Below are 22,097 nucleotides of genomic sequence, written 5' to 3'. Positions count from 1 at the left end.
CCACCGCACAGAATCGGCCGCATCCGCGAGGAGAAACACATGCCGCCCACCGACTCTTCCGCCACTCCCCTGCCGGACGCCGTCCACCGGCTGGTGGAGGTGCCCGGAGGCCGTATCCACCTGGTGGAACAGGGCACCGGCCCGCTGGTCCTGCTGGTCCACGGCTTCCCCGAGTCCTGGTACTCGTGGCGCCACCAGCTTCCGGCCCTTGCCGCAGCAGGGTTTCGTGCGGTCGCCATCGATGTACGCGGCTACGGGCGCTCGTCGAAGCCCGGCGATGTGGAGGCGTACCGGATGCCGGCCCATGTCGCGGACAACGTCGGTGTCGTGCATGCCCTCGGTGAACGGACCGCGACGATCGTGGGCCACGACTGGGGTTCGACCATCGCCGCCGGCAGCGCGCTGATCATGCCCGATGTCTTCACCTCCGTGGCACTGCTCAGCGTCCCGTACGCGCCGCGGAACGGCCACCGGCCGAGTGATGTCTTCAGCCGTATCGGAGGTGCCGAGGAGTTCTACGTCAGTTACTTCCAGTCCCCGGGACGGGCCGAGGCGGAGATCGAGCCCGATGTGCGCGGCTGGCTGGCCGGGTTCTACGCCGGACTCTCCGCCGACACGATGCCTTCGGACGGCGAGGACAGTCTCTTCTTCGTCCCGCCGGGGGCACGGCTCCGCGACCGGTTCGCCGCCGGCACCCTCCCTTCGTGGCTGAGCGAGGCCGATCTCGATTTCTACGCGGCGGAGTTCGAGCGGACCGGCCTGACGGGGGCGCTCAACAGGTATCGCAATGTCGACCGGGACTGGGAAGACCTCGCCGCATGGGACGGTGCGCCGATCACCCAGCCCTCGCTGTTCATCGGGGGAGAGTTCGACGCGTCGACCACCTGGATGGCCGACGCCATCGAGAGCTTCCCCCGGACCCTTCCCGGCCTGGTCTCCTCCCACGTCCTGCCGGGGTGCGGGCACTGGATCCAGCAGGAGCGCGCCGCCGACGTCAATCGCCTGCTCACTGAATGGCTGTGCTCCCCGCAGGTGCGCGCCCCCCGGTGAGCCGCATCCGGCCCACGGTCATTCCGTGTCCCGGACCGCCACGATGCCGTTGAACACACCCACGTACGCCGTCCCGTCAGGACCGATCTTGATCGGCGCCCAGTTGTTGTCGTACGAGGGGCCGGTGCCGGTGAGCTTCTTCCAACGGCGCTCGCCGGTGCGGAAGTCAACGGCGGTGAGGTACCAGGCGTCGATGCCGAGGCTGTTGGGCTCTTTCTCGCAGAAGTACAACAGGCCGTTGGCGGTGGAGAGTTCGGGCACGGTCGAGGGTGACCGCACGCTTCCGTTCGTGAGGCCGACCATTGTCCGCCCCGTTCGGGATCGCCTCCGATTGATTCCCGCGGGCGCGGCAGCCCGCGCCCGGCCTCCGGGCAGTCCGAGTGGCCGCGCCCCTGGGGCCCCGGTCACCGAACAGGCTGCGGAAGTCAGGGCTTGAGGCTGCTGACGACGTCGGCCGTGGCCGTCAGGCCGTTCTGAATGGTCGGCGCCATGCTCGTACCCGCGAGGAAGAACCCGAGCATGGCGCAGACCAGCGCATGCGAGATCTTCAGCCCCCCGGTGCGGAGGAAGATCACCGCAAGAATCAGCAGAAGCAGCACCAGTGAGATCGAAATGGCCATGGCCAACCTCCTCCGCCGCGCCGGAATGCGGCATTCGGCCGCCAGTGTGGCGTAGCGGAAAGGCCATCCGGCGGACTGGCATGTCCGCCATATGGGTGTTGACTGGCTGTCACGGCCCGGACGCCGCGCCCGCGTCCGGTCAGCCGTCGAGGCGAGCGGCCTCGGGGCTGGCGTCCTGTCATGTGTGCGCAGGAATTGTTCGAGTCCTGCCAGGTCGTCGGTGTTGAGGTGGTCGACCCCGGCGGCCGGCAGTTCGGTCCATACGGCGTCCCGCTCCGGTCCCGCGACGTCGGGCGTGGCCCACACATGGACGCGTTGGCCGCTTCGGTGGGCCGTGGCGACGAGCGAGCACAGTTTGTCCCGTTCGGCCGCGGGGAAGGGGCCTGCGCCCAGCCAGCTGAAGCTGTCGCTCCAGCTGCTGCTGATGAGCGGGATGGACGAGGCGGTGGCTGCGCTCCCGAGGTCGTCCGGCCGGCCGTCGTAGAACGCGTACCGCGTGCGTTGCGCCTCCATCGGGACGCGAGCGGCGCGGTCGCCGGAGATGACGGGCGTGATCGCGCCGGGCCGCACCCGGCCGTGGTGGTACGCCGTCAGCATCTGCCGGTATCACCCCAGCTGCCGGTCGAGTTCGAGGTAGGCGGCGGCCCCGTCGGTCTTGATGTCGATCGGTAGCTGCACGGGTTCGAGGCAGCCGGGATGGACCGTGCCGTGGTTGGCCCGGACCCTGGCCGACTGCCGTTCCCCTTGCCGGGCCGGCACCGTCCGGCGGTGGTGGACGGTGCCGCTGCCGGCGTTGGTGCCGAGCGGGCTTCGTCGGCCACCGACCTCACCCTCGCCGGGCGCGTCCGCGAAAGTCACCTTGACGCTCGACGCCTCTGTCGGTGGGTCACCCAGCCGGGCACCTACGTAGCTGAGCCGACGGCGTCGGAGAACGCACCGTACTGCTACGCCCCGTACAGGGTGGCCCAGCCGGTGACCCCGGCGTCGGGGTGGCGCAGTGCCTCCAGGTAGACCCGCCGGTCGAAGGGCGGGACCCCCAGCCCCTCCCATTCGGCCTCGGGCATCACATCCGCGTCCGTCATGTCCGCCGTCTCCGCTCCCCGCGCAGCCCTGCAGGCGCGATGAAGGTGCCCGAGTCGGCACAGCTGACCGCGATGGTGGACGCGACGTGGGCAACCATGTCCCCGGTGATCAAGGGCATCGTCAACGGCGTCGCCTCCTTCTCCGGCTCGGATAGCAGGCTCGCCTCCTCCGGCGAAGGTGTCGTCGCCGCGGCACTGAGAAGGTCCGCCGGCGACACGGCGACGACAAGCGCCGCCCCGTCGGCGACGGCCGGTCGCCGCAGTCCCTTACGGGGGATGTGCATGGGATGTTCCCCTCACAGATTCAGAAAATGGCGCGTCAAAGTCCCGATGCTCGACAAGCAGAGCACCGGGTACGCCAGGCGATGTAGCGCTGCGCAGAAGCTAGTCGGAAGGACCGGGACCGCAGAAGAGCCGAACCTGGCGGCTTGTAGCCGTGGCGACAATCTGCCAGCTCCTCGACGTGGGAAGGCATGGCGCTCTCTCCTCACGAGGAGCCGGCCCATCGCTGCCCCGCGTGGCCCTGCCGTGTTCGCCCACTCACCAATCCGGGTACAGCCGGGTGGCGGCCGACGCGTCGGCCGGCGTCGCGCCGTCGCTGCTCGTCCGGCAGCGGGCCTCACACATCACCATGACTGCCGAAGAGCTGACGGACAACCAGGGCGAGCAGCGCGGGTCGTCCGTCCGGAGCCGAACCCCATCTCGTGCGGCAGCAGTTGCCAGGCGGTGTCGTTGTGCAGGACGTACCTGATGCCCTGAAGACAGAGCCGGTCCGGCGCCGGCCGGGATCCCGGAGCCTTGTCCGGCCAGGCCGGTGACAACGGATCGATCAACGCCCACAGGTCATCGTCCACGATCCACGGCCGCCTGCTCACCCCATGCAAACGACCGGATTCATCCCACCGGTCACGCCCCGCCAGGACACCCCTGCAAGATCTCGTCACGAATGAAGAGGGTGGAGAAATTCTCGTTCCGCGGCTGCATCCGTAGACCCATAGGAGATCCTCCTGGGCCGACGGTACCGCCGTACGCGGCGCGCCGCCGCTTCGCGAGGAGATTGTCCGTCCACAGCGGACGATAGAAGAGGGAAAGGGGAGTACCCACTCCTTTCCACTCTCAACTTATAGCGCATGGGGGGCCTTGCGGCAAGACCCGGGTCATGCCGCAAAATCGTCGGCCGAGGCCAGAAGGTAAGGAAATGGGAGAGTCACGAAGTGCGTGTGTTGTTGTCTACGTACGGGTCGCGCGGGGACGTCGAGCCGCTGGTGGGACTCGCGGTGCAGTTGAAGGCACTCGGCGCGGAGGTGCGGGTGTGCGCGCCGCCGGACGAGGACTTCGCGCAGCGGTTGGCCGGTGTCGGCGTGGAGTTGGTGCCGGTCGGCCCGTCGGCACGCGCCGTGACGATCGCAGCGCCGCCGCCGTCATCCCTGCCGGAGCGTGCGGCGCAGTTGATCGCCGGCCAGTTCGGCGTGCTCCCTGCGGCGGCCGAGGGATGCGATGTGCTGGTGGCGACGGGCATGATGCCGGCCGCGGCCGGCGCGCTGTCGGTGGCTGAGAGACTGGGCATCCGCTCTGTGTCCGTGACCTTCCAGCAGCTCACCCTGCCGTCGCCGCATCGCCCGCCGCTGGCGTATCCGGGCCGGCCGTTCCCGCCGGAGGTGACCGACAACCGGGTGCTGTGGGACCTGGACGCCCAGAGCAATAACGCACTGTTCGGCGAAGCGCTCAACACGAACCGGGCGTCGATCGGCCTGCCACCGGTGGACGACGTCCGCGACTGCGTCATCGACAACTGGCCGTGGCTGGCCACGGACCCGGTCCTGGACCCGTGGCACGAGACGCCGGACCTCGACGTCGCCCAGACCGGCTCGTGGATCCTGTGGGACGAACGCCCGCTCCCGGCCGAGTTGGTGACGTTCCTGAACGCCGGCACACCACCGGTGTACGTGGGCTTCGGCAGCATGCCCATGCACACATCGACGGACGTCGCCCGGGCGGCCATCGACGCGGTCCGCGCGCAGGGCCGCCGCGCGGTCCTGGCCCGCGGCTGGGCCGACCTGTCCCTGACCGACGACCAGGGCGACTGCTTCGTCGTCGGCGAGGTCAACCACCAGGCGCTGTTCGGCCGGGTGGCCGCCGTCGTGCACCACGGGGGCCAGGGCACCACGACGACGGCCACCCGGGCCGGCGCGCCCCAGGTGGTGGTACCCCAGGCGGCGGACCAGCCGTACTGGGCCGGCCGGGTGGCCGACCTGGGCATCGGTACGGCACACGACGGTCCGGTTCCGACCCTTGAGTCCCCGTCAGCCGCGCTCGGTACGGCCCTGACCCCCGAGACCCGCGCACGAGCGAAGGCCGTGGCCGCCACGATCCGCACCGACGGGGCGACGGTCGCCGCGAAGCTGCTGCTCGACGCCGTCGGCCGTGAAAGGCCGCCAATGTCCGCGTGAACCACGCGGGATCGTCGAGCCAGGACCCAGAACACGAGAACCTACAAACCCTGGCGACCTGAACCGGCAACGGCCACGGGGTCCATGTCGGGCGGAGCGCTGCTCGCCATGGCCACCGTGTTCGTCCCGCCGGTCCCGACGCCTTGCTGCGCGCAATGGTTGCAAGCGGCCTCTATTCGGAGCTGATGACGTGAACCCCCTGACCACCCGCGCGTTCGACCTTCCCGACCGCCTCTCCCCCAAGGCCGACCCGACGCTGATCGCGGGCGATGAGCAGCACTTCGCGGCCATCGCGGAGTGCCTCGAGCAGTCGATCGCCGACCTGTCCGACCGCCTCGATGCCGAGCGCAGGGCGCCCGGCGGCATCGGCCGGCAGGCGATGGACCGGGACATGGAGATCCACCGGCTGACCACTCGCCTGCGCGCACTGCGTCGCTTCGGTCTGGACCTGTGCCTCGGACACATGGCCGGCGCGGACAGCCCCGAGCCCGTGTACGTCGGACGACTTGGCCTGACGGACAGCGCGGGTCGTCGGCTGCTGCTCGACTGGCGCTCCCCCGCGGCTGAGCCGTTCTTCGGAGCCACCCACGGCAACCCGATGGGGCTGGCAAGCCGCCGCAGGTATCGCTGGACCCGCGGCCGGATCAGCGACTACTGGGACGAGGTGTTCGCCGCGGACAGGTTTGCCGGGCACGCCGCACTCGACGACCAGTCCGCCTTCATCGCCGGCCTGGGCGGCAACCGGTCACCGCGGATGCGAGACGTGCTCGGCACCATCCAGGCCGACCAGGACGCCATCATCCGCGCGGGATCCCGCGGCGCTCTCGTCGTCGACGGCGGTCCGGGTACGGGGAAGACCGTCGTCGCTCTGCACCGCTCCGCCTACCTTCTCTACTCCGACCCTCGCCTCGGTCACGGCCGGGGCGGCGTGCTGTTCGTCGGTCCGCACCAGCCCTACCTGGGCTACGTCGCCGATGTCCTCCCCAGCCTCGGAGAGGAGGGCGTACAGACCTGCACCCTGCGGGACCTCGTCGCCGAGGGAGCCGCAGCAACGATCGAGGCCGACCCGCACGTGGCCCTGCTGAAGTCGTCCGCGAACCTGGTGAAGGCGATCGAGACGGCCGTCAGGTTCTACGAGGAGCCGCCCACCACGGGGATGACGATCACGACCCAGTGGTCCGACATCTGGCTGAGCGCCGACGATTGGGCCGTGGCGTTCGAATCAGCAGGACCCGGTGCTCCGCACAACGAGGCGCGCGACCAGGTCTGGGAGGAGCTGCTCACGATCCTGGTGGACAAGCACGACGGCGACGCCTCGGCCGACCTGCTCCGCGAGTCGCTTCTGCAGAACAGGGAGCTGCTCACGGCCTTCGACCGGGCGTGGCCGCTGCTCGAAGCGGCCGACCTCGTCGGAGACCTGTGGTCGGTACCCGCCTACCTGCGGAAGTGCGCTCCCTGGCTCAGCCCCGACGACGTGTCGCAGCTGCAGCGCGTGGACGCCCAGGCCTGGACGGTGTCCGACCTGCCGATCCTGGACGCAGCACGGCAGCGGGTCGGCGACCCGGAGACGTCGCTACGTAAGCGTCGGCACAACGCCTCTGTCGCCGCCGAACGCGAGCACATGGCCCACGTCATCGACGCCCTGCTCGAGGCCGATGACGACGGTGAAGGTGCGGTGACGATGCTGCGCGGACAGGATATTCAGGACACACTGGTCGACGGGACCGCATCCCCCGGTACCGAACCGGACCAGCTCGCCGGCCCGTTCGCGCACATCGTCGTGGACGAGGCTCAGGAACTGACCGACGCAGAGTGGCAGATGTTGCTGCTCCGGTGCCCCTCCCGGAGCTTCACCATCGTCGGGGATCGTGCCCAGGCCAGGCACGGGTTCACGGAGTCGTGGCAGGAGCGGCTCGAGCGGATCGGGCTCGACCGGATCAATCTGGCTTCTCTGAGCATCAACTACCGGACGCCGGAGGAAATCATGGCGGAAGCCGAGCCGGTCATCCGGGCCGTGCTCCCGGACGCCAACGTGCCGACCTCCATCCGCAGCAGCGACGTCCCCGTCGTACACGGATCCGCTTCGGATCTGAGCTCGGTCCTCGACACCTGGCTCGCCGCACATGCCGACGGGATCGCCTGCGTCATCGGCGACCCCACATTCCGGGCGACGTCCCGCGTCCGGTCGCTGACCCCGGAGCTGTCGAAAGGGCTCGAGTTCGACCTGGTCGTCCTCATCGCCCCGGAGACGTTCGGCAAGGGCATCGAAGGAGCGGTCGACCGCTATGTCGCGATGACCCGAGCGACCCGGCAACTCGTCATCCTCACGAACTCCTGACGTCGGCCGGACGCGCCGCTGATCGGCTCCACCTGCATACCAGCAGAACTCGCCCCGCTCCGGAATGTCTGCGGCACACTCCTTGTTCAACTCGTACAAGGTGCGGCGATGTTCCGGCGTGTCCCCCAATTCGGCAAGGGTGGTCAGCCGGATGCCGCCGACGCGACACCTCGTCACGTACTTGCCCCAGGACCCCCATCGTCGAGTGCGCGAAGGGCATGGGCCTCATCCGGTCGGACTCGTGGACTCCTGCGTCGCGACGCGCCCGGAGATTTCCTGCCAGCCGACTGTACGGTCGCACCAGCGTTCCAGCAGCACCCGGTCGTGGCCGACGGCCAGCAGCCCGGTCCCGGACTCGCGTCGGTAGGCCTCGACCACCGACACCAGAGCGGCGGTGGTCGACGCGTCAAGCATCGCGGTCATCTCGTCACAGATCAGCCAGCGCGGCCGCAGGACCAGCGCCCTGGCCAGGCAGGCGCGCTGCAACTGGCCGTCGCTCACCTCGTGGGGACGCCGGTTCAGCAGTTCGGCCGTGAGACCGACGGCCGGTGCCAGCTCGGCCACCCGGTCCGTCACCTCCGTGCGCCGGCCGGTCGCACGCAGCGGCTGGGCTATGAGTTCGCGCAGGCTGAGCCGGGGGTCGGCCGAGAGCCGGGGCTGCTGGAAGACGACGCCGACCGCGGTGCGCTGCGCCCGCGGGGCGCGGTGCCGCCAGCCCCGTACCGGCCGGCCGTCGAGTACGACCGTGCCCGCGTCCGGGCGATGCAGCAGGGCGGCGACCTTGGCCAGGGTGGATTTGCCGCAGCCGCTCGGGCCGAGCAGTCCGACGGACTCCCCCGGCGCGATCGTCAGGGATGCATCGCGGACGACGGGGTCGCGGGGGTCGTATCCGGCGGTGATGCGGGTGAGTTCAAGCATGGGCGGACTCCTCCGCGCCTGCCGGCACACCGTGGTGGCAGGCGAGGCGGCCGTCGAACGGGGGTGGTACGGAGCACCGGTCGTCGGCGCGGCTGCAGCGGGCCGCGAACGCGCACCCGTCGGGGAGGGCTCCGAGCTCCGGCGGCATTCCTGGGATGGGGGCGAAGGCGCGTTCCGGCAGGGCGTCGAGGAGGCCGCGCGCGTACGGATGGCGTGGTCCCGGCTCTCCGAAGAACCGGTCGGCGTCGGCGAGTTCGACGATGCGGCCCGCGTACATCACGGCGACCCGGTCGGCGATCCGCTCGGCCGCCGATAGATCGTGGGTGATGATCAGCAGCGACCTGCCCCCATCGGTGTGGCGGCGCAGTTCGTCGACGGTTCGCTCGACCAGGTCGCGGTCGAGTCCGGTGGTCGGCTCGTCGGCCAGGAGGAGGGGTGCGTCGCCGATCAGAGCGAGCGCGGTCGCGGCGCGCTGGGCGAGACCGCCGGAGAGCTCGTGCGGATACCGGTCCAGGTGGCCGGCCGGGAAGGCGGCGCGCGCGGCGGCTTGCTCCGCCGCGGCGCGCAGCGCGGGCTTTCGGATGCCGGTCAGTTCACGGAGGGTCTCCTCCAGTTGGGCGCGCACCGTTCGGACCGGGGTGAGGTGGGCTGCGGGGCTCTGCGGCACGAGTCCGATGCGGCGGCCTCGTACCGTGCGGGCGAGGGTCCGTTCATCGGCGGTGAGGAGATCGGTCCCGTCACCGAGCACCGCCGAACCCCCGGTCCGTGCATTGCCGGGCAGCAGCCCCAGCAGCGCTGAGGCGAGTACGGATTTGCCGCAGCCGCTCTCGCCGACCAGGGCCAGGCACTCCCCCGCCGCGAGGTCGAAGCGTGCGTCGCTGACGGCCGCGATGTGCCGCCCGCCGCGCATCCGGAAGCGGACGGAGAGCCCGCGGACGGAGAGGACCGGGGTCTGCGGGTCCGGGGTGGGCTTCACAGCATCAGCTCCGATCGGCGACGCGGGTTGATCCGTTCCCGCCAGGCGCCGGCGAGGCCCGCCAGAGCGAGTGTCGGGATGATCAGGAACAGGCCGGGGAAGAGCGTCGGCCACCAGTCCCCGGCGAGCAGCGAACCGCGCGCCGTCTGCACGAGATTGCCGAGGCTCGCCTGGTGGGTGGGGAGTCCGAGCCCCAGGAAGGAGAGCGCGGACTCGTGCCACATGGCGTGCGGCACCATGAGCACCGCGGCGAGGCCCGCCTGCGGAAGCACTGCGGGCAGCAGATGCCGGACGACGACCCGCCCGCGCGAGGCGCCGCCGGAGATCGCCGCGTCGATGAACGGGCGCGAGCGCAGCGACAGCACTTCGGAGCGGACGATCCGGGCCGTAGAGAGCCAGTGGGTGAGGGCGACGGACACGATCACGGGGCCGACGCCGGGCCGGAACATGGCGACGATGAAAATGCCGAGCAGCAGATGCGGTACGGACGAGAAGGTGTCCACGAGCCGCATGACGATCCGGTCGGTCCAGCCCCCGAACGCGGCGGCGAGCGCACCGACGGCGGTCCCGATGACAGTGGCGGTGAGCCCGGCGACGATGCCGACGAGCAGTGATATGCGGAGCCCGTAGACACAGCGCAGCAGCAGGTCACGGCCGACGTCGTCGGTGCCGAACGGGTGCTGCCAGGAGGGTGGTCGGAGTTTGGCCGCGAGGTCGACGGCCTGCTGGTCGAGCTGGACCAGCGGCGGTACGAGGAGTACCGCGAGCAGCACCGCGGCGACGATCCCGGCGGAGCTGACCACGCGGATACGGCGGGTCGTGCGGCGGGCGGGCCCGAGGACGAGTTCAGCCATCGAAGCCCACCCTCGGGTCGGCGATCGCGTACAGCAGATCGGAGAGGAGGTTGCCGAGGACGACCGCCGCGGTGGCGAGCACCGTGAGCGCCGCGAGCAGCGGGAAGTCGACGGAGGTGGCGGCCTGCACGGTGGCCGCGGCGATGCCCGGCCAGCTGAAGACCGTCTCGACGAGCAGGGCGCCGGTGATGAGTTCGGGGACGCGGGAGCCGATGAGGGTGAGCATCGGCAGCATCCCGGAGCGCAGTGCGTGGCCGAGCAGCACGGTGCGTTCGCGCAGTCCACGGGCGCGTGCGCCGCGCACCGGGTCCTCGTCCAGTGCGTCGGCGACGCCCTGGCGCACGTAGAGGAAGAACCACGGCAGCTGGGAGATCCCGAGCACGGCCGCCGGGAGCACCAGATGGGTGGCGACCTGGCCGAGGGTGACCGTGTCGCTGGCCGCGTCGGTGAGGCCGCCGGCCGGGAGCACATCGAGTTTCAGGGCGAAGAACCAGATGGCGAGCAGGCCGAGCCAGAAGGCCGGTGCGGCTTCGAGCGTGTACGCGGCGGAGCTGACGCACCGGTCGAGCAGGCCGCCGGGCCTGCGTGCGGCCAGCACGCCGAGGCCCGTACCCAGGACGACGGCGACGGCGAAAGCGCTCGCGGCAAGCAGCACGGACCAGCCCAGGCGTTCGCCGATGACATCGGCGACCGGCTGGCGCATCACGCTGGAGTCGCCGAGGTCGCCGCTCAGCGCGGAGGTCAGCCAGTTCCACCAGCGGGTCACCAGGGGCTGGTCGACGCCGAGGTTGACCCGCAGCTGATCGAGGTTCTCCTGCGAGGCGGTGAGACCGGCGGTGCCCGCGTACGCCTTGACCGGGTCGAAGGGGGAGGCGGCGGCGACGGCGAAGACACCGAACGTCACGGCGGCCAGGACGGGGACGGCGAGCAGCGCCCGCCGTCCCGCCATCCTGCCCATCGGCCCCCAGGGGAGGCGGTGGTTCACTTCTTCGGCGTCCAGTCCTCGACGTTCCACCACGGGCCGGATGCCAGACCGTGGTCGTGCGGTTCCACCTGGGTGGTGAGCGCGCCGAAACGGTCCTTCACGACGTAGAGATGGTCGATGTGGGTGAGGAAGGTGTAGCCGGGGTTCTTCACCAGTTCGCGCTGGACGGTGTCGTAGGCGGCCTTGCGCTCGGCCGTGTCACCGCTCCTGCGGCCCGCTTCGAGGGCCTGGTCCACGGCCTTGTTGTCGTACCACGCCATGTTGTTGAAGCCGTCGCCCGCGAGCGAGGACTTCAGCAGGGTGTACTGGTCGAAGTCGGGGTCGGCGGGCGATCCGCCGCCTGCGAGGACCGCGTCCTGCTCCATCCGGGGCTCGATGACCTCCCAGGTGCCGGCCTCGGTGGTGATGTCGATGCCGGCCTTCTTGGCATCGGAGGCGTAGGCGAGTGCGTGGTCCTGGCGGAGCTTGTCGCCGGTGAGGTACCAGAGCGGGAACGCGGCGCGTACGCCGTCCTTGGCGCGGATGCCGTCCTTGCCGGGCTTCCACCCGGCGTCGTCGAGGATCTTCTTCGCGGCGTCGAGGTCGTGGGTGCGTTCGGTGCCCTTGGCGAACCACTCGCTGTCGGTGGGGACGGGGCCGTAGGCGGCCCTGCCCTCGCCGTTGAGTATGGAGTCGACCATGGCCTGCCGGTCGACGGCGACATCGAGAGCGCGCCGGATCGCGGTATCACCCGCGACCTTGTTGTGGGTGGGCAGGGTCACGGTGCGGTAGTCGTACGTGGTGGCGGCGTACGTGCGCGTGCCGCTGTCGCGGGCGAAACCCTTGGCCAGGTTGGGCGGCAGGATCGCGCCGTCGAGCTCGCCGGAGCGCAGCCGGGTGGCGCGGACGTCGTCGTCCTTGATGATCGCCATGGTGAACTTCTTCACCTTCGGTGCGCCGCCCCAGTAGTCGGCGTTGGCCTTGAAGCTCAGCTTCTCGCCCTTGGACCACTTGGTGAGAACGTACGGTCCGGTGCCGATGGGGTGGGTGGTGAAGGCGCCGGTGTTGACGTCCTGCCTGCCCGCGACGTGCTCGGGGGCGATGGGCAGGACGGTGCGCTGGGCGAAGGGCGCGTAGGGGTACTTGAGCGTGAAGACGACGGTGTCGTCGCCGGTCGCTTCGACGCTCTTCACCGCGTCGAGTTCGGTCCGGGACGCGTTGTTGGTCTTCTCGTCCAGGATGGTGCGGTAGGTGAAGACGACGTCCTCGGCGCCGAACGGCTTCCCGTCGCTGAACTTCACGCCGCGGCGGAGCTTGTACGTGTACGTCAGTCCGTCGTCGCTCACCTCGGGCAGGGCGGTGGCGAGCGCGGGCCGCAACTTCATGTTCCCGTCGAGGGCGAGCAGCCCGTCGAAGATCTTGGAGTTGCCGTCCTTGCCGTAGCCGAGGAGCGGGCTGAGGCTGTCGGGCTCGTAGGCGATACCGACCACCGCCGAGTCCCCGGCCCCCGAACCGGAGTTGCTGCCGTCCGAGCCACCCGGTTGTGAACAGGCTGCCGCGGTCAACGACAGCACGGTCGCCAGTGTCGCGGCGACCGCTCCCCGTATCGATCGGGCCGTCATACTCTGCACATCCCTTATTGAAGATCGACTGTTATTGCGAGTCAGTCGCAATTAAACAACAGGTAAAGGGATGCCCGGTACCCCGCCGGACGGGGAAGCGGCGGAGCGGAGGTGCGTGAGCACGCACCTCCGCTCCCAAGTACCGCTGTGTCGCGGGCCGTTCCCCGCGTCCGGTTACGGCGCGGACAGTTCCACGAGTTCGGCAATGGCCTCGCGATGGTGTCCGGCCGTGCCGTACGCGATCGAGTCGGCCTTGGCGCGCTTGAGGTACAGGTGCGCCGGGTGCTCCCAGGTCATGCCGATGCCGCCGTGCAGCTGGATGCACTCCTCCGCCGCGTGGACCGCTACCTTCGAGCAGTACGCCTGCGCGACGGCCACCGCCAACGGCGTGTCGGGGCTGCCGGTCGCGAGGGCGTCCGCGGCGTTTCGCGCGGCGGCGCGGGCCGACACGACCTCCAGCCAGAGCTGCGCCATGCGGTGCTTGAGGGACTGGAACGAGCCGACGGGCCGGTTGAACTGGTGTCGTTCACGGGTGTAGCGGACCGTCTCGGTCAGGCACCACTCGGCGAGTCCGAGCTGTTCGGAGGCGAGCAGGCCAGCACCCGCCAGCAGCCCTCGGCGCACCGCGGAGACTGCGGACGCACCGTCGGCCAGGCGGGTTCCGGCGGCTTTGGCGAGGTTGACGGTGGCGAGCGGGCGGGTCAGGTCGAGCGGGACGAGCGGCTCGACGGTGACAGCGGCGGAGCCGGTCTCCACCGCGTACAGACCGTCGGTCGTCGGCACCAGCAGCACATCGGCCGTGGCCGCGTCGGCGACGCCGGTCACCATCCCCTCCACCGCGCCGGCCACGACACCGGCCGGCTGCGCGGCGTCGGGCGCCGGGGCGGAGAACGGCACGGCGAGGGCCGCGGTCCTGCGTCCGATGGCGAGGTCGCCGAGGAGTTCGGCGACCGGTCCGTCCTGCGCCGCAAGCGCGAGGAGCGTCTCGGTGGCGACGACCGCACTCGTCAGATACGGCGTGGGGGCGACGCTGCGGCCCAGCTCCTCCAGCACCACCGCGGCCTCCCGGTGTCCTGCACCCTGCCCGCCCAGCTTCTCCGGCACCAGCAGCCCGGCGGTGCCGATGTCGGCGGCGAGGGCCTTCCAGAGCTGCGGGTCGTACAGCGTGTCGGACTCGATGCGGGCGAGCACCGTCGGCGCGTCGCACCGGTCGGCGAGCAGCGAACGCACCGCTGCCCGCAGATCGTCCTCGGCCTCCGAGTACAGCAGATCGGGTGCCTGGGTCTCTTCGGTCGGTGCGGTCATCGGGCCAGGTCCTTCCAGGCGACGTCCTTGTCGTTGCGCGGTTCGACGGGCAGGCCGAGGACGCGCTCGGCAACGATGTTGAGCAGCACCTCGCTGGTGCCGCCCTCGATGGAGTTGCCCTTGGAGCGGAGGTAGCGGTAGCCGGCGTCACGTCCGGTGAAGTCGACGATCTCCGGGCGGCGCATGGTCCAGTCGCTGTACAACAGACCCTCCTGGCCGAGGAGTTCGACTTCCAGGCCGCTGATCTCCTGGTTGAGGCGGGCGAAGGCGAGCTTCATGCCGGAGCCTTCGGGACCGGGCTGTCCGGCGACGAGCTGCTGGCGCAGCCGAGTGCCGGTGAGCCTGGCCACCTCTGCCTCGACCCAGAGGGTCAACAGGCGCTGATGGAGGTCGTGGGTGCGCAGTTCGGGGCGCTCGCGCCAGGTGCGGGCGACCGGGCCGATCATGCCGCCCTCGCGCGCGATACGTGCTCCGCCGATGGAGACCCGCTCGTTCATCAGGGTGGTCTGGGCGACCTTCCAGCCTTCGCCGACCGGGCCGAGGCGCCTGCTGTCCGGGATGCGTACGCCGGTCAGGAAGACCTCGTTGAACTCGGCCTCGCCGGTGATCTGGCGCAGCGGCCTGACCTCGACGCCGGGGTCGGACATGTCGCAGATGAAGTAGCTGATGCCGCGGTGCTTGGGCTGGTCCGGGTCGGTGCGGGCGATGAGGATCGCCCAGCGGGCCAGATGGGCGCTGGACGTCCAGACCTTCTGTCCGTCGACCACCCAGTCCTCGCCGTCGCGGACGGCGCGGGTGCCGAGTGCGGCGAGGTCGGAGCCGGCGCCCGGTTCGCTGAAGAGCTGGCACCAGACCTCCTCGCCGACCCACAACGGCCGCAGGAAGCGCTGCTTCTGCTCGTCCGTGCCATAGCCGAGGATGGTGGGGGCGGCCATGCCGAGGCCGATGCCGATCCGGCGCGGATCGTTGTCGGGGGCGCCCGCGGCGGCGAGTTCGGCGTCGACGACGGACTGCAGGGAGCGCGGCGCGTCGAGGCCGCCGAGGCCGGCCGGGTAGTGCACCCAGGCGAGTCCGGCGTCGAAGCGGGCCCTGAGGAAGTCGGTGCGGTCGGTGGTGACCGGGGGGTGTGCGGCCAGCAGGTCCTGGGTGCGGCGGCGGAGTTCGGCCGCGTCAGGGGTTGTCATCGGGCGGCTCCTGTCGGGAGGACGACGATCCGGCCGGTGCTGATGCCGTCGGCCACCCGCTGGACGGCGACCGCGGCCCCGGCCGGCTCGACCCGCTCACTGATCAGCGGCTTGATGACGCCCTGAGCCGCGAGCCGGGTGAGTTCGTCGTGACAGGCGCGGACCGCGGCCGGGTCCTTGGTGTTGTACAGGCCCCAGTGGAGTCCGAGGACCGAGTAGTTCTTGACGAGGGCGTGGTTCAGCGCCGGGGTGGGGATGACGCCGCTCGCGAAGCCGACGACGATCACCCGGCCCTCGAAGGCGATGCACTTCACGGACTTGGCGTACGCGTCGCCACCGACCGGGTCGTACACCACGTCGGCGCCGCGTCCGCCGGTGGCTTCCTTGACCGCGGCGACGATGTCCTCGCTGCGGCGGTCGATGACCAGGTCGCAGCCGAGCTCTGTGGCGATCTTCACTTTCTCGGAGCCGCCGACGACACCGATGACGGTGGCCCCGGCCGCCTTGCCGAGCTGGACGGCCGCGCTGCCGACACCGCCGGCCGCGGCGTGGACCAGGAGGGTCTCGCCCGCCTGGAGGTGCGCCCTGCGGTGCAGGCCGAACCAGCCGGTCTGGTAGCCGATGTGCAGGGCAGCGGCCTCGGCGTCGTCGAGGGCGTCCGGGGCGGGCAGCAGGGCCGCCTCGTCCGCGACGACGTACTCGGCGAATCCGCCGTTCGGCAGGGCGGGTGTGGCGAGCACCCTCCGTCCGTCCGCCGTCCTGCCGCAGATCTCCACCCCGGGTGTGAACGGCAGCGGCGGCCGCACCTGGTACTGGCCGCGGCAGAGCAGCACGTCGGGGAAGTTGATGTTCGCCGCGAGCACCTCGATGAGCACCTGCCCGGCGCCGCTTGTGGGCCGGTCGGTCTCTTCGAGCCGCATCACCTCGCTCGGCTCGCCGTTCCGGTGCACTCGCCATGCCTGCATGAGGGGCCTCCACAACACTGTCGGCATTACCACTGCTCCGGCGCATACTAAGCGGTCGCTTGCCCCTCTGGGAACAACCTGCCGGTGCCGGTTTCGGCCTGAGGCGAACATGGATGTGCCAGGTCCGGCCCGAAGGAGTTCGGGCCGGACCTGGCGTGGGACGGGTCCACGGGCCTGGCCGGGAGGTGGACGGCGCGATCCCGCCCGCACCGTGCCCGTCAGACCTCAGTCCTGGCCGGCCACCACCACTTCGGCGATCTGCGGCGCCGCCGACCCCGCGCTCCAGACCAGGCGTACCGCGTCGGCCGTACGGCCCGCGGTGGATACCTCGGTGTACGGGCCGGCGAGCGCGCCGACGGTCTGCCACGTTCCGTCTGTGCCCCGCAGCTGGATGTCGGCTCGGCCCGCCGACCCGGTCGGCCGCAGGACGGTGACGGACCGCACGGGACGTGCGGCGACGAGCCCCACCTCCAGCGACTCCCCGGCCTCCGGAGCGCGAGCGGCCCGGTAGACGGTGCCGGGGTCTTGGTCGGACGCCGCCCGCAGCGAGGATCCGGTCGCGGCGGGCGGCCCGCCGGTCACCGCCCCGTCCTCGGTCACGACGCTGAACTCCCGTACGACGAGCCAGTTGTCCTGGCCCGCGGTCGCCCGTGCCCGCACATAGCGGGCCTTCGTTCCGGCGGGCACGGCCGCGGTGACCTCCGGCTTTCCGGAGAAGGCGGTGAGCTGCTGCCAGCTCTGCCCGTCGGCCGAGTACTCGAGCACCCCTTCGTGGAGGTAGTCGTCGGTACTGCCCGGCTTGGCCATGGCGAGGGTGATGTCGCCGATGTCCCGCGCCCGGCCCAGGTCCACGGTGATCTGGTCACCTGCGGCGGGGGCACCGTCGCTCCAGAAGTAGGTGGAGTCGTCGCGGTCCAGCATCCGCGCGAGCGTGTTGCTCTGGTACGTGCCCAGGCTGGTCGATGCCGAGGGCCGCCCGCTCACCCCGAGGATCCGGTCGTGCTCGGCGTTCGCCGCGTCGATGAACCGGTCCAGTACCCCGTCGCCGACGGCGACCGGCACCTTGCGGCCGTCGAGGCCGGTGTACGTGAAGGACTTCGCCGCGGTGACCTGTGCGGGCAGCTGCTGCCGGAGCTCCCAGGCCTGCGCTCCCTTTCCGGCTCGGGCCGCCTCGACCATGCGCAGGGCAGTGCGGGCGGCGGTCGCCCAGGACTCGGTCGCATCCAGCCAGGGGCCGGAGTCGGCGATGAAGCCGCGGTCCGGGAGGCTGCTGCGCAATCGGTCGGGCGCAGAGCCGAGCGCACCGAGCACCGAGGAAAGCCGGGCGGTGTCACCGGACTTCCAGTAACCGGCGAATTCCGCCGCCAGTTCGGGGGCCTGGTCCTTGTTGAGTGCCGAGCTGTAGTTGACGTCGGCGAACGCCCGCAGCGCCTTCTCCGTGCGGGGGTCGCCGCCCGCATACTCCTTCAGCCCCGCGCCCCATGAGGCGCGGGGGTCGTACGCGGCGTCGTTCCAGGCGTAGTCGGAAACGGTATGGAGCGCGATCTTCGAGGCGTACGGCTGGATCATCGGGTTTGCGGTGATCCCGGCCAGCCTGCCGGGCAGCCCCTTCTCCCGTCCGTTGAACGGGCCGAGCAGCAGCCGGTTGGTCGCATAGTCGTTGACCGGGTAGTTGTCCCACGTCAGGATCGGGTGGTTGAAGACCGTGCGGGCGGCGTCGGCCTGTGCGACGGTCATGGTCGGCGCGACGACACCGACACCGGTCCATTCGACGAGGACATCGGGGTCGAGCTGCTCGGACAGCGCCTTCTTGTACGGCGACGCGGAGACGTCGTAGTACTCGGTCGGGACCATCTGGAGCGGCTGGGCGCCCGGGTGGGTGGAGATGAACTCCTTGTTGACCCGGTTGAGCAGATAGGCCTGCGCCGCGCCTGCCGCACCGCCGCCGGTCCCCCACTTCGCCTTGTCCTCAGCACAGTTCCAGTTGGTGTAGCTGATGTCGTCGAGCGGCACCGCGAAGGTCCGTACGCCGATGTCCCAGATCGTCTGGAACTTGTCGACCAGCGCCTTGGCGTCGGCGTCCGAGCTGTAACAGACGGAGAGGCCGGGCGAGAGCGCGTACGTGAACTCCACATGCCGCTGGACGGCCCGGTCGGTGAGCTCCTTGATCTGGGCCAACCGGTCGGCGGGGTAGGCGTCGCGCCACTTCGCACGGAGATACGGGTCGTCCTTCGGCGAGTACACATAGATGTTCATCTTGTGCTCGCCGTAGTAGTCGAGCTGGTCGAGCCTGGCCTCGTGCGACCACGGGGTGCCGTAGAAGCCCTCGATGACGCCGCGCAGCGCGGTGCCGGGCCAGTCGCGTACCGCAAGTCCGGCGACCTCTGCACCCGGATGCTTCGCCTGCGGCAGGACCTGACGCAGGGTCTGCGCGGCGTAGTACGTGCCGGTGGTGTCCTTGCCGGCGAGGACGATGCGACCGGCGCCGATGCCGAGGACATAGCCGTCGGCGGGCAGCGCGGACGGGCCGTCGAGGTGCTGGGCGGCGAGCGCGGCGGAGTCACCGACATGGACGGTGAGCCCGCTCCTGCCGGGTCTGTCGCTGCGTACGACGCGCTGTGCACCGGCCCGGCGCAGCGCGGTCTCCACCACCTTGAGGGATGGTTCGTCGGAAGTTGCGCCCGCCACCAGGGTGACGGTGAGGCTGATGGCGATCCGGTCGGATCGACTCTTCACGGACTGCGGGGTCGGCGTGATGACGGGGGTCCGCTGACCCACCGCGGCCTTCGCCGGAGTGGCGGGTCGGGTGCTGTCGGCTGCCTGGGCGGGCGGCACAACGGTCAGCAGACCGCCGGCGAGCAGGGTCGCCGCCGTGCCTAGCGCGGTGAAACGGGGTGGGCGAGGCGTCACTGGTCCTCCATTGATCACTCAAGTCACCGGAGTCGCACAACACAACAACACCGAATTCAACATCGTGTCGCTTGCATGTCAATGGTCTGGACAACATCAACACGTGGACCTGGGCTTTTATCGGCGTTACCCACGTCTCCTTCGCTCCCGAAATACCCCCTGGGGTATCAATGCTATTCTGACCAACAGATACCCCCTGGGGTAAACCGAACAGAAGGAGCCGTGTCGTGTTCTTCGTCGACACCATGGAGACAGCGGGCCTCGGCAACCGCAGTTATCTGGCGGGCGGGCAGCGGGCCGCCGTGGTCGTGGATCCGCCGCGCGACATCGACCGGGTCATCACCGCGGCCGCCCGGCGCAGTGTGCAGATCGCCCTGGTCGTGGAGACGCATCTGCACAACGACTATGTGACCGGTGGCCTGGAGCTGGCGCGTGTCACCGGGGCGCGGTACCTGGTGCCCGCCGCCGCGGAGGTCTCCTTCAGCCGGGTTCCGGTGGCCGACGGTGACACGGCACCGGTCGACGACGGGCTCACCCTCCGCGCGCTCGCCACTCCCGGGCACACCCCGCACCACACGTCCTATGTGCTGGAGGAGGACGGTCACCCCGTCGCCGCCTTCACCGGCGGCTCACTGCTGATCGGCAGTGTGGGCCGGCCCGATCTGGTGGAGCCGCGGCTCACCGCCGAACTGGCCCGCGCCCAGCACGCCTCCGCACACCGGCTCGCCGCCGAGCTCGAAGACGCCGTTCCTGTTCTGCCGACGCACGGCTTCGGCAGCTTCTGTTCCTCCTCGCAGGCCGAGGGAACAGCCACGACCGTCGGCGACGAGCGGAAGCGGAACGACGCGCTGGTCAAGGACGTGGACACCTTCGTCGCCGAACTGCTCGCCGGTCTGGACGACGTACCCGCCTACTACGCGCACATGGGGCCGGCCAATGCGGCGGGCCCTGATCCGATCGATCTGACCCCGCCCGGCGCGGCCGATGCCGAGGAGATCTCCCGGCGGCTGGCCGCGGGCGAGTGGGTGGTGGATCTGCGCAGCCGGGTGGCGTTCGCCGAGGGCCATGTCGCCGGATCGTTCAACTTCGAGGGCGAGGGACAGCTCGCGACGTATCTGGCCTGGCTGATCCCTCGGGGGAAGCCCGTCACCCTGCTGGCGGGCACGGCCGCCGATGTCGCGCATGCGCAGCGGGAGCTGTCCCGCGTCGGCATGGGCCGGCCGGTGGCCGCGGCCATCGGCGATCCCGAGGACTGGGTACACGAGCCGGCAGAGCTGCGGTCGTTCCGCAGGTCAGACTTCGCAGGTCTGGCGGCTGCCCGGGCGCGCGGCGAGGACCTGGTGGTTCTCGATGTGCGCAGGGACGCCGAGCACAGCGGCGGTGCCATCACGGGGGCGGTGCACATTCCCGTCCACGAATTGCCCCGGCGGCTGGACGAAGTGCCGCCGGGCGTCGTGTGGGTGCACTGCGCTGGCGGGATGCGGGCGGCGATCGCGGCGTCACTGCTGGATGCGGCAGGACGGGAGGTGGTGGCCGTCGACGACGGTTTCGGTGCGGCGGTACAGGCTGGTCTGAGCCCGACCGTCCCGGCTTCCCCGACCGTCCCGGCTTCCCCGGCTTCCCCGGCTTCCCCGGCTTCCCCGGCTTCCCCGGCTTCCGCAGCCTGACCGCCCGACGTCCGTACCCCGTACGCCGCTCCCGAGGAGTGTTTTCCTTGCCTTCCCTGTCCTTCTTCCGTCGCGGCCCCGGCCGCGTCACCCCGGCCGAGGCCGCCCGGCGGGCCGCCGACGGTGCGGCGGTCCTGCTGGACGTACGTGAATCGTCCGAGTGGTACGCCGGGCACGCGCCGGGTGCGATCCATCTGCCGCTGTCCCGGCTCGCCGAGGGCGCATCGCTGCCGGACTCGGCGACGGGCCGTCCGGTGGTGGTGATCTGTCGCTCCGGCAACCGGTCCCGGCGGGCGGCCCGGATGTTCGCCGACCGTGGCTCACAGGCCGTCGACGTCGCGGGGGGCATGATCGCCTGGGCCGCCGCCGGCCTGCCCGTGCAGGGCCGGCACGGGGCGGCGGGCATCGTCGCATGACCACGCTGATCCTGGCGCTGGCCGCCGGGGCGGTGGTGGGTCTGGCACTCGGCGGGCTGGGCGGCGGCGGAAGCGTTCTCGCCGTCCCCGCGCTGATCTATCTGCTCGGCTTCACCCCGGCCGCCGCCACCACCGCCGGCCTGCTCATCGTCATCATCACGTCCCTCACCGGGCTGGTGGCCCATGCCAGGGAGGGCAGGGTCCGCTGGCGTACGGGAGGGCTCTTCGCCGCAGCCGGAATCGTTCCGGCAGCGGTCGCCGGGGCGCTGTCGGTGCGGATTCCGTCCGGGGTGCTGACCGCGGCGTTCGCGGTGCTCGCGGTGGTCGCCGCGGTACGGATGCTCCGCCCCCGGCCGGAGCCCGCGGCACAGGACGGGGACGGCACGGACTCCGTGCCCGCCGGGCAGGCCGCGCGGGCCGGCGCCGGGCTCGGTGCCGTGACCGGTTTCCTCGGCGTGGGCGGCGGGTTTCTCGCGGTACCCGCCCTGGTCACCGTACTGGCCGTCCCGATGACCGCGGCGGTCGGTACCAGCCTGCTGGTCATCACGGTGAACTCCACGGCCGCCCTGGTCACCCGGCTCGCCACGCCCACCGCGCTGGACTGGGCGGTGATCGCCCCGTTCACGGCGGCGGCGGTGCTCGGGGCCTGGGACGGGCGACGCCTGGCCGCGAAGGTGTCCACAGCCGGGTTGCAGCGGATCTTCGGTGCGGTACTGCTGGCCGTGGCCGTGTTCATGCTCGTCGACGCCGTGGTGTGAGCCACGGCGTCACCCCCC

Annotated in this window: 19 protein-coding genes and 2 pseudogenes; 6 read left to right on the top strand and 15 right to left on the bottom strand. The window is 70.8% G+C overall.

The annotated features are described in order from the left end of the window. The first annotated feature begins 39 nt into the window (after nucleotides 1-39). On the top strand, nucleotides 40-1,050 hold the full coding sequence (locus tag ACIPEK_RS16525; RefSeq protein ID WP_401996210.1) for an alpha/beta fold hydrolase: 1,011 nt from the start codon (nucleotides 40-42) through the stop codon (nucleotides 1,048-1,050). Between the two features lie 18 nt (nucleotides 1,051-1,068). On the opposite strand, the pseudogene ACIPEK_RS16520 reads toward ACIPEK_RS16525, so the two are convergent. The 6 genes and pseudogenes from ACIPEK_RS16520 to ACIPEK_RS16495 all read right to left on the bottom strand — a co-directional run. Next, nucleotides 1,069-1,332, bottom strand: a pseudogene (locus ACIPEK_RS16520) (hypothetical protein); the annotation flags it as partial. A 143-nt stretch (nucleotides 1,333-1,475) separates the two neighbouring features. After that, complete coding sequence (locus tag ACIPEK_RS16515; RefSeq protein WP_401996401.1) at nucleotides 1,476-1,670, bottom strand: hypothetical protein; 195 nt, start codon at nucleotides 1,668-1,670, stop codon at nucleotides 1,476-1,478. 159 nt (nucleotides 1,671-1,829) lie between these two features. Beyond that, nucleotides 1,830-2,435, bottom strand: a pseudogene (locus tag ACIPEK_RS16510) (hypothetical protein); the annotation flags it as partial. 179 nt (nucleotides 2,436-2,614) lie between these two features. Then, nucleotides 2,615-2,752 (bottom strand): hypothetical protein, encoded by a 138-nt coding sequence (locus ACIPEK_RS16505; protein ID WP_401996207.1) that lies wholly within the window; start codon nucleotides 2,750-2,752, stop codon nucleotides 2,615-2,617. Then, a complete protein-coding gene (locus tag ACIPEK_RS16500) occupies nucleotides 2,749-3,036 on the bottom strand; it encodes a hypothetical protein (RefSeq protein ID WP_401996205.1) in 288 nt (95 codons plus the stop codon). The genes ACIPEK_RS16505 and ACIPEK_RS16500 overlap by 4 nt, the downstream gene beginning before the upstream one ends. A 342-nt stretch (nucleotides 3,037-3,378) precedes the next feature. Then, on the bottom strand, nucleotides 3,379-3,606 hold the full coding sequence (locus ACIPEK_RS16495; protein ID WP_401996202.1) for a transposase: 228 nt from the start codon (nucleotides 3,604-3,606) through the stop codon (nucleotides 3,379-3,381). Nucleotides 3,607-3,966: 360 nt separating this feature from the next. On the opposite strand from ACIPEK_RS16495, the gene ACIPEK_RS16490 reads away from it, so the two are divergent. Both ACIPEK_RS16490 and helR read left to right on the top strand, forming a co-directional pair. Then, a complete protein-coding gene (locus tag ACIPEK_RS16490; protein ID WP_401996199.1) occupies nucleotides 3,967-5,202 on the top strand; it encodes a glycosyltransferase in 1,236 nt (411 codons plus the stop codon). Between the two features lie 190 nt (nucleotides 5,203-5,392). Further along, nucleotides 5,393-7,540, top strand: a complete 2,148-nt coding sequence (gene helR / locus ACIPEK_RS16485) for an RNA polymerase recycling motor ATPase HelR (RefSeq protein ID WP_401996196.1) — start codon at nucleotides 5,393-5,395, stop codon at nucleotides 7,538-7,540. A 225-nt stretch (nucleotides 7,541-7,765) separates the two neighbouring features. Here helR and ACIPEK_RS16480 read toward each other — a convergent pair whose 3' ends face one another. From ACIPEK_RS16480 to ACIPEK_RS16440, 9 genes are all read right to left on the bottom strand, one after another. Beyond that, entirely contained in the window at nucleotides 7,766-8,458 is a 693-nt protein-coding gene (locus ACIPEK_RS16480) for an ABC transporter ATP-binding protein (RefSeq protein ID WP_401996193.1), read from the bottom strand. Next, nucleotides 8,451-9,368, bottom strand: a complete 918-nt coding sequence (locus ACIPEK_RS16475) for an ABC transporter ATP-binding protein (RefSeq protein ID WP_401996398.1) — start codon at nucleotides 9,366-9,368, stop codon at nucleotides 8,451-8,453. The genes ACIPEK_RS16480 and ACIPEK_RS16475 overlap by 8 nt, the downstream gene beginning before the upstream one ends. A 62-nt stretch (nucleotides 9,369-9,430) precedes the next feature. Next, nucleotides 9,431-10,288: an ABC transporter permease gene (locus ACIPEK_RS16470; RefSeq protein ID WP_401996190.1), complete on the bottom strand. Its 858-nt coding sequence runs from the start codon at nucleotides 10,286-10,288 to the stop codon at nucleotides 9,431-9,433. Next, complete coding sequence (locus ACIPEK_RS16465; RefSeq protein ID WP_383074207.1) at nucleotides 10,281-11,246, bottom strand: ABC transporter permease; 966 nt, start codon at nucleotides 11,244-11,246, stop codon at nucleotides 10,281-10,283. The genes ACIPEK_RS16470 and ACIPEK_RS16465 overlap by 8 nt, the downstream gene beginning before the upstream one ends. A gap of 23 nt (nucleotides 11,247-11,269) precedes the next feature. Continuing rightward, nucleotides 11,270-12,874, bottom strand: coding sequence for an ABC transporter substrate-binding protein (locus ACIPEK_RS16460; protein WP_401996187.1), 1,605 nt, complete (start codon nucleotides 12,872-12,874; stop codon nucleotides 11,270-11,272). Between the two features lie 174 nt (nucleotides 12,875-13,048). After that, a complete protein-coding gene (locus tag ACIPEK_RS16455; RefSeq protein WP_401996184.1) occupies nucleotides 13,049-14,179 on the bottom strand; it encodes an acyl-CoA dehydrogenase family protein in 1,131 nt (376 codons plus the stop codon). Continuing rightward, nucleotides 14,176-15,363 (bottom strand): acyl-CoA dehydrogenase family protein, encoded by a 1,188-nt coding sequence (locus tag ACIPEK_RS16450; RefSeq protein WP_401996181.1) that lies wholly within the window; start codon nucleotides 15,361-15,363, stop codon nucleotides 14,176-14,178. The genes ACIPEK_RS16455 and ACIPEK_RS16450 overlap by 4 nt, the downstream gene beginning before the upstream one ends. Further along, on the bottom strand, nucleotides 15,360-16,328 hold the full coding sequence (locus ACIPEK_RS16445) for an NADPH:quinone oxidoreductase family protein (RefSeq protein WP_401996178.1): 969 nt from the start codon (nucleotides 16,326-16,328) through the stop codon (nucleotides 15,360-15,362). Before ACIPEK_RS16445 ends, ACIPEK_RS16450 begins: the two co-directional genes overlap by 4 nt. 225 nt (nucleotides 16,329-16,553) lie before the next feature. Then, nucleotides 16,554-19,238 (bottom strand): beta-N-acetylglucosaminidase domain-containing protein, encoded by a 2,685-nt coding sequence (locus ACIPEK_RS16440; protein WP_401996175.1) that lies wholly within the window; start codon nucleotides 19,236-19,238, stop codon nucleotides 16,554-16,556. Between the two features lie 227 nt (nucleotides 19,239-19,465). On the opposite strand from ACIPEK_RS16440, the gene ACIPEK_RS16435 reads away from it, so the two are divergent. From ACIPEK_RS16435 to ACIPEK_RS16425, 3 genes are read left to right on the top strand one after another with little or no spacing between them, the layout of a single operon-like run. After that, the gene (locus ACIPEK_RS16435) at nucleotides 19,466-20,905 is read left to right on the top strand and encodes a rhodanese-like domain-containing protein (protein WP_401996172.1); all 1,440 of its coding nucleotides are present in this window, start codon (nucleotides 19,466-19,468) and stop codon (nucleotides 20,903-20,905) included. A 56-nt stretch (nucleotides 20,906-20,961) separates the two neighbouring features. Further along, nucleotides 20,962-21,321: a rhodanese-like domain-containing protein gene (locus ACIPEK_RS16430; RefSeq protein ID WP_401996395.1), complete on the top strand. Its 360-nt coding sequence runs from the start codon at nucleotides 20,962-20,964 to the stop codon at nucleotides 21,319-21,321. Next, nucleotides 21,318-22,079, top strand: coding sequence for a sulfite exporter TauE/SafE family protein (locus ACIPEK_RS16425; protein ID WP_401996169.1), 762 nt, complete (start codon nucleotides 21,318-21,320; stop codon nucleotides 22,077-22,079). The genes ACIPEK_RS16430 and ACIPEK_RS16425 overlap by 4 nt, the downstream gene beginning before the upstream one ends. Nucleotides 22,080-22,097 lie beyond the last annotated feature (18 nt).

Source organism: Streptomyces sp. NPDC088246 (assembly GCF_044741025.1).
GTDB lineage: Bacteria > Actinomycetota > Actinomycetes > Streptomycetales > Streptomycetaceae > Streptomyces.
The sequence above is the reverse complement of the archived record's forward strand: the minus strand, read 5'-3'. Positions and strand labels throughout refer to the sequence as shown.

Excerpts from the sequence above, each read along its gene's own strand:
- ACIPEK_RS16525 (WP_401996210.1), top strand. The coding sequence starts at position 40 with ATGCCGCCCACCGACTCTTCCGCCACTCCCCTGCCGGACGCCGTCCAC.
- ACIPEK_RS16515 (WP_401996401.1), bottom strand. The coding sequence starts at position 1,670 with ATGGCCATTTCGATCTCACTGGTGCTGCTTCTGCTGATTCTTGCGGTG.
- ACIPEK_RS16505 (WP_401996207.1), bottom strand. The coding sequence starts at position 2,752 with ATGACGGACGCGGATGTGATGCCCGAGGCCGAATGGGAGGGGCTGGGG.
- ACIPEK_RS16500 (WP_401996205.1), bottom strand. The coding sequence starts at position 3,036 with ATGCACATCCCCCGTAAGGGACTGCGGCGACCGGCCGTCGCCGACGGG.
- ACIPEK_RS16480 (WP_401996193.1), bottom strand. The coding sequence starts at position 8,458 with ATGCTTGAACTCACCCGCATCACCGCCGGATACGACCCCCGCGACCCC.
- ACIPEK_RS16475 (WP_401996398.1), bottom strand. The coding sequence starts at position 9,368 with ATGCGCGGCGGGCGGCACATCGCGGCCGTCAGCGACGCACGCTTCGAC.
- ACIPEK_RS16470 (WP_401996190.1), bottom strand. The coding sequence starts at position 10,288 with ATGGCTGAACTCGTCCTCGGGCCCGCCCGCCGCACGACCCGCCGTATC.
- ACIPEK_RS16465 (WP_383074207.1), bottom strand. The coding sequence starts at position 11,246 with ATGGGCAGGATGGCGGGACGGCGGGCGCTGCTCGCCGTCCCCGTCCTG.
- ACIPEK_RS16460 (WP_401996187.1), bottom strand. The coding sequence starts at position 12,874 with ATGACGGCCCGATCGATACGGGGAGCGGTCGCCGCGACACTGGCGACC.
- ACIPEK_RS16455 (WP_401996184.1), bottom strand. The coding sequence starts at position 14,179 with ATGACCGCACCGACCGAAGAGACCCAGGCACCCGATCTGCTGTACTCG.
- ACIPEK_RS16450 (WP_401996181.1), bottom strand. The coding sequence starts at position 15,363 with ATGACAACCCCTGACGCGGCCGAACTCCGCCGCCGCACCCAGGACCTG.
- ACIPEK_RS16445 (WP_401996178.1), bottom strand. The coding sequence starts at position 16,328 with ATGCAGGCATGGCGAGTGCACCGGAACGGCGAGCCGAGCGAGGTGATG.
- ACIPEK_RS16425 (WP_401996169.1), top strand. The coding sequence starts at position 21,318 with ATGACCACGCTGATCCTGGCGCTGGCCGCCGGGGCGGTGGTGGGTCTG.